Below are 11,641 nucleotides of genomic sequence, written 5' to 3'. Positions count from 1 at the left end.
CATCAGCTCGGCGGCCGGCACCACCCGGGCGACAAGGCCACAGCGCTCGGCTTCCTCGGCGTCCATCATGCGGCCGGTGAGACACATTTCCATCGTCTTGGCTTTTCCGATGGCGCGCGCCATGCGCTGCGAGCCGCCCATTCCCGGCGTCACCCCGAGCTTGATCTCCGGCTGGCCGAACTTTGCTGAATCTGCTGCGATGATGATGTCGGCCATCATGGCAAGCTCGCAACCGCCGCCGAGCGCATAGCCGGCAACAGCTGCGATCCAGGGCTTGCGCGTGGCGGTCACGCGATCATAGCCGGCGAAATAATTGCCGCCGAACATGTCGCCGACCGTCTGCGGCGCCATTTCCTTGATGTCGGCACCGGCGGCGAAGGCCTTGTCATTGCCAGTGAGGATGGCGCAGCGGAGTTCGGGGTCGGCATCGAAGCGCTCAAATGCGCGAATGAGCTCGCCCAGCACCTGGCTGTTGAGGGCATTGAGGGCCTTTGGGCGATTGAGGGTGATGATCTGGATCGGCCCCTCACGGTCGACGAGGATGGTCTCATAGCTCATGAAATGCCCCCTTTAGGCCATGGTCGGAATGACAAAGACATCAGCGCCTGCGCTGCCGGCGCTGCCATCAGGCCAGCGCTGCGTGACCGTCTTGACCTTGGTCCAGAAGCGCACGCCTTCGGGGCCGTGCTGGTTGTGGTCGCCGAAGGCCGAGCGCTTCCAGCCGCCGAAGGTGTGATAGGCAACGGGCACCGGGATCGGCACATTGATCCCGACCATGCCAACATTGACGCGAGCCGCGAACTCGCGTGCGGCATGGCCGTTGCGGGTATAGAGGGCAACGCCATTGCCATATTGGTGGCGGCTGGGGAGCGCGAGCGCCTCCTCGAAGTCGCGGGCGCGGACGATCTGGAGCACCGGGCCGAAGATCTCCTGCCTGTAGCTTTCCATCTCGGGGCGGACATGGTCGAACAGCGACGGGCCGATGAAGAAGCCCTTCTCATGGCCCTGCAGGGTGAGGTTGCGGCCGTCGACGACGAGCTCGGCACCTTCTTCGACACCGCGTGCGATCCAGCCCCTGATCCGCTCGCGGTGCTGGGCGGTGACAACCGGGCCATAGTCGGCGGCGGGATCGTCGGAGCGGCCGACCTTCAGCGCCTCGATCCGGGGGACGAGGCGGCGCCGCAACTCGTCGGCCGTGGCCTCGCCGACGGGAACGACGACGGGAAGCGCCATGCAACGCTCACCCGCCGAGCCGAAGGCGGCGCCGACAAGGTCGTTCACCACCTGGTCCATGTCGGCATCGGGGAGGACGATGCCATGGTTCTTGGCCCCGCCCATCGCCTGCACGCGCTTTCCTGCTGCAGTGCCGCGGGCATAGACATGCTGGGCGATATCGGATGAGCCCACGAAGCTGACGGCAGCGATGGCCGGATGGTCGAGGATGGCATTCACCATCTCCGGCCCGCCGTGGACGACCTGGAGAATGCCCGGCGGTGCACCGGCTTCGCGCATCAGTTCGGCAAGCCGAACCGGAACGGAAGGGTCGCGTTCCGAGGGTTTCAGGATGAAGGCGTTGCCGCAGGCAATGGCGATTGCAAACATCCACATCGGGATCATGGCAGGGAAGTTGAAGGGGGTGATGCCAGCCCCGATGCCGAGCGGAACCCGCATGGAATAGACATCGATTCCAGGCCCGGCGCCTTGCGTATATTCGCCCTTCTGGGCATGCGGAATGCCGCAGGCGAACTCGACCACCTCGAGGCCGCGCTGGATGTCGCCGCGCGCATCGGGGATGGTCTTGCCATGTTCAGACGCAAGCAGCCGGGCAAGCGAATCCATTTCGCGCTCGACCAGCACCTTGAACTGGAACAGCACGCGCGCCCGGCGCTGGGGATTGGTTGCAGCCCAGGCCGGCTGCGCTGCGCGTGCAGCCTCGACGGCGCGGTCGAGGACGGCAGCACCCGCAAGCGGCACTTTCGCCTGCACTTCGCCCGAATTGGGGTCAAACACATCGCCAAGGGGGGCCTCGGGCAGGCCTTCCGCCCCAAGCGCCAGTACATGTGGGATAACCCGCATCGCCGTCTCCTTGCGGGACGGCCCTAGCTCCGGGCCTGGCGCCGGTTCAACCTGTCCCTTTGCTGGACTGCCGGGTCCGCCAGACGTCGCGATACCAGGCAACCCAGGACGCAATCCCTTCCGCAAGCGGTGTTGCCGGGCGAAAGCCAGTGGCCCGTTCAAGAGCGCTTATGTCTGCAAACGTTGCCTCCATGTCGCCGGGTTGCATCGGCAGGGTCTCAACGTAAGCAGCAAGGCCCGTCTCTGCCTCAAGCAGGGCAAGAAGATCCCGCACGCGCTCGGGCCGGTTGTTGCCGATGTTGTAGAGCGCGTGCGGGCTTCTCGAGCCGCCGGGCTTCAGGGCGCCGTCATCGGCGGGCGGGCGGTCGAGCACGGCAAGGATTCCGGCAACGATATCGTCGATGAAGGTGAAGTCGCGCAGCAAGTTGCCGCCCGCAAAGAGGCGGATCGGGCGCCCAGCATAGAGGGCCTCAGTGAAGCTCCACACGGCCATATCAGGCCGGCCCCAGGGCCCGTAGACGGTGAAGAAACGCAAGCCTGTGAGGGGAATGCGGTAGAGATGGGCATAGGTCTCGCTCATCAGCTCGTCGGCGCGCTTGGTTGCCGCATAGAGCGAGACGGGATGGTCCGTGCGGTCCTCGACGGCAAAGGGGAGGCGCTGGTTGGCGCCATAGACCGACGAGGAGGAGGCATAGACCATGTGGACGAGGCCTGGCGTGTGGCGCGCGAATTCAAGCAGCGCCAGGTGGCCGGCGAGGTTGGAATGGAGATAGGCTTGCGGGTTTTCGATCGAGTGGCGGACACCGGGCTGGGCACCGAGATGGACGATGCGCGCGATGCCCAAAGCTGCAAGCGGGGCAAGGGCTCCGGGCAAGGCGAAGTCGGCCTCGACGAGATGGAAGCGGGCCTGGCGCGCAAGTTCGGCTGCGCGCGCACGCTTCAGGCCCACATCGTAGTAAGGCGTGAAAGCGTCGAGGCCAATCACCGCTTCGCCGCGGGCAAGAAGCGCGCGCGCCACGTGAAATCCGATGAAACCGGCCGCGCCTGTCACCAGAACCGTCATCCGCGCTCCTAGAGTTTTCGAAGGCCTTGGGCGCACATCCAGCGAAAGGCAATGGCAAGGCCGATTGGCGCCAAGGCCCCAGCGGCCAAGCTGCAGCCGAAAGGTCAGGCAGGCGCGCGCCAGACGATGGGAAAGAGCGAGTCCGGCGGGGGTGCGCCGACCTGCATGGCGGGATGGTCGGAAAGGCCGGCGACCGTCACCGAGAGCGCATCTGGCGCCCAGACGACGTCGGAGCCAAGCCAGCGGGTGGTGAAGGCCACGCGCCTGTCCGTCCGGCCCGGCGCCTGGGCGCGGCTTCCATGAATGGTCCTCGGGTGGATGAGGAGGCAGTCCCCGGCGCGGGCCGGCCAGACTCGGATGTCGGCATCGGGGGCCTCGACCCGGGCGAGAAGCTCAGCCCAGGGGCGATAGCCGGGAAGCGCCACATCCTGGCGCGACAGCGGCGAGTGGTAGCGAAACGGGTCCCGGTTCGAGCCGGCAAGCGTGAGCAGCGGGGCGTTGTCTTCATCGACGTCGGTAAGTGCGACCCAGAGGCTCGGCTGTTGCTCACCAGTGAAGGGGAAGGTGCAGACATCATTGTGCCAGGGGGTCGCCGTCTCGGGGTCGCTCCCTTCCTTCACGAAGGTCGCATCCATCCAGAAGCGGACATGGGCAGCGCCGGTCAGCCGGCCGACGACTTCGGCCGCCGGGCTCTCGCGCATCCAGTCGAGGAAGGCGCGGTCGGCGGCCATGCAGTTCCGGAGCTGGACTCCGCCCTTGCCGGTCCGGTGGAGCGAGGGCGGGTTGCGCGGCCCGACCGAGCCGACCGGGGGCAGCGGCTCGCCCCTTGCCAGCGCTTCATGGCAGCGATCGACTGCGGCGAGCAGCCGTTCGACCCATAGGGTCGAGAAGGCGCCCTCGACCCTTGTGCAGCCTTCCGCTGCATATTGGGCGACATGGCGGGGCTCGACCGCTGCCATCAGCCACCCTTGCGGAACGGGTTGGGGTGGCTGAGGGCTGCGAAATCGGCGTCACGCGGGTGGGCATCCCAGCGCAGCGTGTTGGGGATGTTGGAATAATGCACCCCGACATTGATGACCCAGAGCAGGAGCAGCGCCCAGAGCGTCATGAGGGTGAGGGGTGGCCCGTCGAGGAGCATCAGGCCGAGCGCGACCTGGAACAGGCGCCAGGGAAGGAAGAGGCAGGGCACGATCACCCAGACCGGCGAGCGCCAGCGCCTCCAGACGAAGATCTCGAAGGCGACCTGGGCCAGGAAGGTGGCGATATACCAGCCGAGCACCGCGCGGGTGGCCGCATGGCCGCCCGCGAAACCTTCGATGGCGAGCGCCGCAAGCGGGAGCGCCATGCCGACCAGCCAGATGACGACGAGCCAGGCCTTGAACAGCGGCCCGACCGGACGCGGGCCGGGAAAGGCCGGGCCGGGGAGGGTGCGCACGCGCGCCCACAGCAGGATGGCGGCGGCAACCGCGAGGAAGGCGAGGTTCAACAGGGCGAATCGCTCAAGCACGGAGCAAAGCTGCGGTGCCGGGTTGGCCGCGGCTGCAAGCAGAGGGGCGGGTCTCCGCCCTGCGGCGAGAGGCGCGGAGCGGGTTCGGCCAGGACACGGGCCGGACGAGGGGAAAGAGATGCGCAAGCGCTATCTCGACCTCGCCCCCGGCCAGCTTCACTTGCGTGACAGCGACGGCGAGGGGCCGGTGCTGCTGCTCCTCCACATGACCCCGCTTTCGGGTGCGATGTTCGCCCATCTCGGCCCCGCCTTTCCCGGCGTGCGGCTGCTGGCGCCCGACCTTTACGGCTATGGCGGCTCCGACCCGCGCGGCGAGCCGTGGACGGTTGCCGACTGGGCCGACCCGCTTGCCGCCATGCTGGACGAACTCGGCGTGGAAGCGGCCGCCGTCTATGGCGCCCATGTCGGCGCGGCCGTGGCGCTCGAGCTTGGCGCCCGCCACCCGGCCAGGGTCGGGCGGCTGATGCTCGATGGCCTCCCCTTCCCAACGCCCGAGCTCCGGGCCGCCTTCGCCGCCATCGGCCGGGCGCCCGCGCCTTCGACGCTCGGCGAAGTGGTAGCGCGGGTGGAGGGGCTGCTGCGCGAATATGGCGCCGGCGACCCCTTTGCCGCGCTCAAGGCCATGCTCGAGACCGGGTTCATCTCCTCAGCACCCGTCATGGCCGGCTGGGAGCCCGCGCCGCTGCTCGCGCAGGTCGGCATGCCGCTTCTGGTGCTGGGCGCCGAAGCCGACAGCCAGGCCGCGAGCTTCATGGCGACGCTGGCACTCCGGCCCGACGCAGCCCGGCACTGCTGGCCCGGAACCCACCCGCTGCACGACCCGGCCCGCGCGGGCGAATTTGCAACACCGATCCGCGCCTTCCTCGGCTATCTCGCTGGTCCCACGGCCCGTTGACGATGACTCATCGCCAACAGGCGTTCGGCCTACCGGCCGGCGCGTGAGGAGCGCTTGCGCGTCCGGGTGCTCGGTTCCGGTCTCCGGGACGCGGTGTCAGGCCCTGGGCGCAGCGCGGAACCAGGCGGGAAGCTCAGGATCAGGCGCGCGCGGCACCGGCTGGCCGGGCGGAACCGGCGCTGGGGTCTGCTGGCGGGCATACCATTCGAGGCTGGAGAGCGAGGGTTCCTCCCAGGTGGCCGGTGCCTCGAGATATTTGGGCTGGTGTTTGGCGACCCAGTCGACCGTCTTGCGGTCGATCTGGTCGAGCGAATCCACTGCCCCCATGAAGGTATGATACTGGCAGTGGCCGGGCGTGGGGCCCATCAGCATCCAGGGAAGCCAGGGCGTCGTCCGCGCCCAGGTGCCATGGTAGGTGACGCTGGTGCGCCGCCGGTCCTGCATTTCCGGCCAGGCGATCTGGTAGAGGAAGACCTCGGTCACTTGGGCGAAAGGCTGGCCGCTCTCGCGTGGCCATTTCGCCGGCTGCAGCGCCGAAGGGTAGAAGAGGTTGATGTGGTTGAAGAGATGGAGCCGGTCGCCGTGGCGAGTCCAGTCGAGCTGGAGCGGCTGGGGCGGCGGCGCCTTGGTGTTGAGCCCGCCGTAGGAGGGCGGCTGCGGGCGATATTCGGTGATGGTGTGGTTGAAAGGGTCGTTCATGATATGGACGACGCGCACCTTCTCGTTGAGATAGGGGTTGGTCCACTCGTCCAGCACCTCGCCGGTCTCTAGGTCGGTATAGAGGCCGATCTCGCGCAACACCTTACGGTAGCCAATGCCGCTCTCATGGGGGAGGAGCCGGGCGGTTGAGAGCATGGTGAAGCCGACGAGATCGCGCACCGCCTCGCCTGGCCGCACGCCCTGGACGATGCCGCGCGCCCAGCCATATTTGGTGCTCTTCATGTCAGTGTTGCCAAGAAGACGCGCCCACGCCTCCATGTTGCCGCGCGGGGTGGTAAGGTCAAGGAAGCGGCCGCGAAGCGCTTCTGGCGTGCGGTCGGGCCGGCCGACGGCAGCGGCCGGCCGGGCATGGGCAAGGCCAGCGCCGGCCGCAAGCGCAGCCGAAGCCATCAGCAATTCACGTCGCTCGAACATGGTCCATCTCCTTCGTCCCGCGTCCTTCCCGGGAAAGGCTTTGACATGGGGGAAGCCAGCGGCAAACTGTCCACATGACGGATAACGAACCCGCGCCGGGTCATCTTGGGGTGGAGCGCGACGGCAATGTCCGGGCACTGGCGCGTGGCCTCCAAGTGCTGCAGGTCATCAACCGAGGGGGCTCGGTGACCATGATGCAGATCAGCCGGGGCGCCGGCATTCCCTATCCGACTGCCGTCCGAATTGTCGACACGCTGATTGCCGAGGGGATGGTGGAGCGCGAGCCAGCGCGCAAGCGCTACCGGCCAACGGCGCTGGTGCGCACGCTCGCCTCGGGCTACCGCGAGGCCGATGCGCTGGTCGCCGCCGCGCGGCCGATCATCGTCGAGCTGACGCGGCGGTTCCTCTGGCCGGTCTCGGTCTCGACCCGAGTGGGGGGCATGATGATGGTGCAGGATTCGACCCACCAGCTCACAACCCTTACCTTCCACAACTATGCGCCAGGCTTCACCTTGCCGCTCTCGGAATGTGCATCGGGCAAGGCCTGGCTTGCCTTCGCGGATCCTGAGGATCTGGCAACTGTGAAGGCGGGCCTGGCGCAAGGCGATGGCCCCGCTGAGCGGATGGCGCGCCTGATGCTGGCCGATGGCGGCCTCCTCCAGCGGATCCGCGCCAAGGGCTATGCGACGCAGGCGCGCAACGCCTACACGGCAACACCCGGCAAAACCTCTTCGCTTGCCGCACCCCTGTTCCAGGGCGGACGGGTAGCAGGCGCGATGAGCCTTATCTTCTTCTCCTCCGCCATGCCAATGCGCGAGGCGGAAGCGCGCTACGCCGAGGCCCTGGTCGATGCCGCCGCCCGGCTCTCAGCAGCCCTCGACTAAGACCCGCCATCTCTCCACCCTGCGGAGACTTTGTCAAGCTGGTGGCGTGCGCCAAGTCTTCCTCCCGCATTTCAGGGGCCAAAACAAAGCGCGCACAAATCGCTTGCAAGGGGATTCGTCATGGGACGTAGGCATGCCATTTTCTCTTCCGAGCCGGTGCGTCGGCCGCTTCTCGTCCTCGCACTCACAGGTGTAGCAGCGAGCGCGCTTGCAGCGCCTGCTTCAGCTGGGAGTGTGGCCGATGCAGCGATCGAGGACGACATCTTGGTCACGGCGCGCCGCGACGAGGAGCGGCTGCAGGATGTCCCGATCGCAATCTCGGTTGTGACGGGCGACGAGATCCGCCGCCAGGGCATGTTCTCGCTGCGCGATGTCGCTGCAATCGTGCCGGGCTATTCGTTCGAGACGCTGCAACCGTTGGTGCCGCAGACGGTCATCCGCGGCCAGACCAACCTGCGGGTGGACAGCCCCGTCACCAATGTCGCCTATTTTCTTGACGGCGTCTATCTGCAGCGGCCCTACCTCGTCGACCAGCGGCTGCTCGAGCTTTCGCGCATCGAGGTCATCAAGGGGCCGCAGTCGGCCCTCTACGGCCGCAACGCTTTTGCTGGTGCCGTGGCCATGGCCACCCAGGCACCGGACCTTGCTTCCCCGACTGGGCGCGTGGGGGGCACCATCGGCAACCATGCGCGCTATGAGGGCCGGGGATTCGTTTCCGTGCCGATCGTGCGCGACCGCGTGGCAATGTCGGTCGCCGGGGCATGGTCGAGCTTCGATGGCACTTGGGAGAATGCCCATCCTTTGGCCGATGCGGAAGGAGCGAACACGCGCGGCAACATCGGGGGCTACCGCAACTGGATGATCCAGGGCCGGGTGACCGCGCAGGCGACCGAGACGGTCAGGATCGAGGCAAGCTATATCCGCACCGAGCGCGACGAGGAGACGGTGCCGTCCTATACGGTTGGCACCCAGACCATCCTTTATCCGTTCAACACCTTGAACGCGAGCCCGCGGCCCGGGCTCACGCCGCCGTTTACAGTCCAGAACCGGCTGTGGGTGGGCGAATTTCCAGCAACGCCGGTCGTCGCCCCGGCCGATACGCTTCGCCCGCCCGGAGTCGTCATCGACCCGCGTGCCTTCGGCCTGAGGGGTCCGAGCGAGTTTCTGACCGTGCGGGCGACATGGGAACCTGACGGGCCGGTCGGAGTTGAGTATCTGTTCGGCTATGCGAGCGGCTCTGTCTTTGGCCGCGGCTCGCCAAGCCCCAATCCGCTGCGCCCGGTAACAGTGCCCTTCCCTCCTTTCAACCTCGGCACGATCTTCGACGAATCCGGAACCGACTCCTCCTTCTCCGGCACGGCGCATGATCTGCGCTTCCTGTTGCGTGGCAATGACCGCTGGAGCGGCTTTGTCGGCTTTCACTACAGCCGCACGACGGACGTCGCCTCCAACGCGACATCGAACGCCCCCACCAACAGCCTGGTTGCAGCCGATCCCGCTGTCTATCTTTTCCCCATCGGCCCTGGCCTCCCCTTCCCCTCGGCGCTGTTCCAGCGCACCGGCTATCTCGAGCGCAAGGAGAATATCCTTGCCCTCTATTATTTTGCCGAGGCGAAGCCAGTGGAGCGGTTCGCCTTGACGGTCGAGGGGCGGCTTTCAATCGAGGACCAGTCGGCAACCGACTTCCTCACGCGCGAGCCGACCAATCCGGCTGTCCAGGCCTTCGCGCCGCCGCGGTTCAGCCAGTCGATCACCTATTTCGCGCCGCGCTTCACTGGCACCTACAGCCTGACCGAAATTAACAACATCTATGCCTCGGTCGCACGCGGCGTGAAGGCGGGCGGCATCAACGGCAATGTGCCGTTCGTTCCCCAGCGCACCTTCGACAGCGAGACCAACTGGACCTACGAGATCGGCTCGAAGAACCGGTTCGGCCCGCTCACCGCCAATGTGGCCGCCTTCTTCACGGACTGGAACGCGCTGCAGACGAGCGTGGTCCGGCTCCAGGCCAATGGCACCGCGCCCTCCTTCTTTGCGATCGTGCCGTCGACCATCGGCAATGTCGACGGCGGGGCGAAGGTGTGGGGTTTCGAGGCCGAACTCGCCTGGCAGGCGACAGAGGCGCTGCGCTTCTTTGGCAACGCCGCCTACAACAACTCCACCTACAAGGACGGCACCACGTCACAGCGCTTCGGCGCCTCGGGCAATTGCGACGGTGTGGTCTGCCAGACGGTTCCCGGCACGCCGACGGCCGTGCTTCCGATCGGCGGCAACCGGCTCGAACGTGTGCCGCGCTGGGATGCGGCCGCTGGTGCACGCTATGATTTCGTGCTGCGCGACGGGCTCGACCTGTTCATCGCGCTCGACGGCACCTTCAAGGGCAAGCAATATATGGACGAGGCGAACCTTGCCTTTGCACCCTCCCGGCTTCTCATGAATGGCCAAATCGGCGCCGACTTCGGCCCTTTCGAGCTGACCTTCTGGGCCCGCAACCTGCTCGACAAGGAATATGTTTCGACCGCGCTGTTCCTGATCGGCACCAACGGAGCGCTGTCGGCCTCCTATGTGCCAACCTTTGGCGAGCGGCGGACCTTTGGCCTCACAGGGGCAATCAGCTTCTGATGGCGGATGCAGCAGCGCTCAAGGCCGAGCTTGCCGAGCTTGGCGCGGCCACCGACTCGGGCTTTGCTGCGGGCGGCAAGCGCGTTGCTCGCATCGCCGAGCTTGCCACCGCGCTCGAGGCGCTGAACCCGACCCCGGCACCTGCCCGCGCCGCCGACCTGCTGAGGGGACGGTGGCGGCTCATCTGGTCGTCCTTCGGGCTTGAGCGCGAGGCAACGCTCGCAAGGCTCAGCTTCAACCTGCTTCCGGCCGAGCCCATATGTGTACACACGCTGTTCCAGGAAGTGGACCCAGAGACTGGCCTTTATGACAATGTCGTCAGCTACGAAGGCGCAGACGGAGGAGCCGGCGAGGCAGTGACGCTGGGGCAGTTCCGCGCAGTGACAGACGTGCGCATGGACGTGGTCTTCACCCATGCCCAGGCAACTGGGCATCCTCGAGTGGTAATTGATAATGCGAAGATCCCGCCGCTGTTTTCAGATGTGGTCTATCTCGATTCCGACTTCCGGCTGAACCGCGGAAGCTTCGGCAGCCTCTATGTGCTGACGCTCACCGACCGGGCGCCTGCGCGCTGGGCGCGCGACACGTGAGACTTTCGCGCCGCGCACTTCTCATCGGCCTTGCTGGACTGGCAGCGCCGGCCGCTGCGCAGCGGTTGCCCCCGGCCGGGCTGCCGCCGCTGCCGCCCGAAATCCGCGTTCAGGACCTGGAAGTGGAGGGTGTGGCGATCCGGCTGTGGCAGCCAGCAGCACTCAGCCCGGAGTCGCGCGCGATCCTCTTCTCCCACGGGGCCAATGCCGAGGCGCGGAAATATGACGAGCTGACCGCGGCTTGGGCCGCCGAGGGCCATGTGGTCGCCGCGGTCACCCACCGCGAGCCGGCGCAGGGCGCGGGCGCGATAGATTATGCCGCAGCGCGTGCCGGCTGGCGGGCGCGGCTTGCCGACATGCGGGTCGCCGCGCGGCATCTCCAGTCCGTCGTGCCGGGACGGGAGCTGGTGGCAGCCGGGCACAGCTATGGTGCGCTCGTCGCGCAGGCGCTTGGCGGTGCCGGCGTGCTGTGGGACGGCGACGGCGGGCCGCTGCCGATGCCGGGTGTTGTGTGCGTGCTGGCCTTCTCGCCCCCCGGTCCGCTTCCGAGCTTCATCGATGCGGCCGGCTGGTCGAAGCTTGCGGTGCCGCTGTTCGTCCAGACCGGGACGGCCGACGTGGTGCCGCCGGTTGCGCCGACCTGGGAGGCGCATGCCGCGAGCTTCGAGGCGGCCCGGGTCAGTCCGCGCTGGCTTTGGGTGGGGAAGGACGTGGACCATTATTTCGGCAACATGATCGGCCGGCCCGAGCGTCACCGCGACGAGGCCCAGGCCGCGCTGTTCCAGGCCGCCGTTGCTGCAAGCCTCGCTTTCCTCGAGGGCCGGCCGCCACCAGAACAGCCGGGCGATGTGACCCTCATCGTGCGCTGAG

General features: G+C 67.1%; 11 protein-coding genes. 5 read left to right on the top strand and 6 right to left on the bottom strand.

Annotation, left to right across the window (positions count from 1 at the left end):
• The 5 genes from ACWIQA_RS02510 to ACWIQA_RS02490 all read right to left on the bottom strand — a co-directional run.
• The coding region (locus ACWIQA_RS02510; protein WP_448581491.1) for an enoyl-CoA hydratase-related protein at positions 1 to 558 on the bottom strand (558 nt) is incomplete at its 3' end.
• A 12-nt stretch (positions 559 to 570) separates the two neighbouring features.
• Positions 571 to 2,076: a CoA-acylating methylmalonate-semialdehyde dehydrogenase gene (locus tag ACWIQA_RS02505; protein WP_448581490.1), complete on the bottom strand. Its 1,506-nt coding sequence runs from the start codon at positions 2,074 to 2,076 to the stop codon at positions 571 to 573.
• A 46-nt stretch (positions 2,077 to 2,122) separates the two neighbouring features.
• On the bottom strand, positions 2,123 to 3,139 hold the full coding sequence (locus ACWIQA_RS02500; protein ID WP_448581489.1) for an NAD-dependent epimerase/dehydratase family protein: 1,017 nt from the start codon (positions 3,137 to 3,139) through the stop codon (positions 2,123 to 2,125).
• 104 nt (positions 3,140 to 3,243) lie between these two features.
• Entirely contained in the window at positions 3,244 to 4,098 is an 855-nt protein-coding gene (locus ACWIQA_RS02495; RefSeq protein ID WP_448581488.1) for a phytanoyl-CoA dioxygenase family protein, read from the bottom strand.
• On the bottom strand, positions 4,098 to 4,646 hold the full coding sequence (locus tag ACWIQA_RS02490) for a hypothetical protein (protein WP_448581487.1): 549 nt from the start codon (positions 4,644 to 4,646) through the stop codon (positions 4,098 to 4,100). The genes ACWIQA_RS02495 and ACWIQA_RS02490 overlap by 1 nt, the downstream gene beginning before the upstream one ends.
• A 118-nt stretch (positions 4,647 to 4,764) precedes the next feature.
• On the opposite strand from ACWIQA_RS02490, the gene ACWIQA_RS02485 reads away from it, so the two are divergent.
• The gene (locus ACWIQA_RS02485) at positions 4,765 to 5,541 is read left to right on the top strand and encodes an alpha/beta fold hydrolase (RefSeq protein ID WP_448581486.1); all 777 of its coding nucleotides are present in this window, start codon (positions 4,765 to 4,767) and stop codon (positions 5,539 to 5,541) included.
• 96 nt (positions 5,542 to 5,637) lie between these two features.
• Here ACWIQA_RS02485 and ACWIQA_RS02480 read toward each other — a convergent pair whose 3' ends face one another.
• Entirely contained in the window at positions 5,638 to 6,675 is a 1,038-nt protein-coding gene (locus tag ACWIQA_RS02480; RefSeq protein WP_448581485.1) for a DUF1838 family protein, read from the bottom strand.
• A 74-nt stretch (positions 6,676 to 6,749) separates the two neighbouring features.
• Between ACWIQA_RS02480 and ACWIQA_RS02475 the strand changes: the two genes are divergently transcribed.
• The 4 genes from ACWIQA_RS02475 to ACWIQA_RS02460 all read left to right on the top strand — a co-directional run bounded on the left by ACWIQA_RS02475 (position 6,750) and on the right by ACWIQA_RS02460 (position 11,640).
• The gene (locus ACWIQA_RS02475; protein ID WP_448581484.1) at positions 6,750 to 7,559 is read left to right on the top strand and encodes a helix-turn-helix domain-containing protein; all 810 of its coding nucleotides are present in this window, start codon (positions 6,750 to 6,752) and stop codon (positions 7,557 to 7,559) included.
• Between the two features lie 120 nt (positions 7,560 to 7,679).
• Positions 7,680 to 10,181, top strand: a complete 2,502-nt coding sequence (locus ACWIQA_RS02470; protein WP_448581483.1) for a TonB-dependent receptor — start codon at positions 7,680 to 7,682, stop codon at positions 10,179 to 10,181.
• Complete coding sequence (locus ACWIQA_RS02465; protein WP_448581482.1) at positions 10,181 to 10,771, top strand: PAP/fibrillin family protein; 591 nt, start codon at positions 10,181 to 10,183, stop codon at positions 10,769 to 10,771. The genes ACWIQA_RS02470 and ACWIQA_RS02465 overlap by 1 nt, the downstream gene beginning before the upstream one ends.
• Positions 10,768 to 11,640 (top strand): serine aminopeptidase domain-containing protein, encoded by an 873-nt coding sequence (locus tag ACWIQA_RS02460; protein ID WP_448581481.1) that lies wholly within the window; start codon positions 10,768 to 10,770, stop codon positions 11,638 to 11,640. Before ACWIQA_RS02465 ends, ACWIQA_RS02460 begins: the two co-directional genes overlap by 4 nt.
• The last annotated feature ends 1 nt before the right edge of the window (position 11,641 follow it).

The organism is Thermaurantiacus sp. (assembly GCF_053487655.1).
Note: the sequence above shows the minus strand (reverse complement) of the source record. Positions and strands in the feature narration are given on the sequence as shown.